General features: G+C 38.3%; 1 pseudogene. It reads left to right on the top strand.

Annotated features, from left to right (window positions below):
* Positions 1-138 precede the first annotated feature (138 nt).
* Positions 139-663, top strand: a pseudogene (locus tag PV763_RS17750) (hypothetical protein); the annotation flags it as partial.

Here is a 663-nt window from a genome sequence, read left to right as displayed (position 1 = left end):
AAAACAAGCATTTCCCATGCTTATTGGGGAGTAGATTATCACTTATAGGCGTGGTCTAAAATCCTAGAACCACATCAGTATCAAAAACGTCCGTACCCACAAAACGACTTTCTCTTAATTTTTGCAAACTTAACGCAAATGTTTAACGATGCAGTTTGTTACTTTGGAAACAACAGTAATAAAAACGCTTTTAAAAGTCTAGATTTTGACATCGAATGCGGTGTTTCACGGTTCAATTTACAGCAACGCTTATTAGAGTTTTATAAGAAGTCTAAACGCCAATTGACCATCAGTGAAACAACAAGCGGGATGCTTGGTGACTCGAATCTTCGCTATAACATCTTTGTTCGCAACCAACCAAAATTGGACAAACACGGCAAGCCGTTAAAATGCACCAAAAAACTCATTAAGCTGTACAAAGAGCGTGGCACAGTTGCGATCTATGGCGGTGACTGCATTTCACCACTCAAGCTCGTTAAACACCAACAAATCAAGCTAGAGAGCGAAAATGGCAAGTTTTCATATACGACTGACTTCATCACGTTGTACTCAGTAGAACAAGACATGTACACCTTATATATTCCCTATTCAGTACTTAATGAAAGCTACGGAACAACTAATAAATTTTATGGTTTGCATCTCACCCAAGAAGAAGCAGAAAAA

Source organism: Acinetobacter sp. AS5 (assembly GCF_048957595.1).
Taxonomy (GTDB): Bacteria; Pseudomonadota; Gammaproteobacteria; order Pseudomonadales; family Moraxellaceae; genus Acinetobacter.
This window is presented reverse-complemented; position numbering and strand designations above follow the sequence as displayed.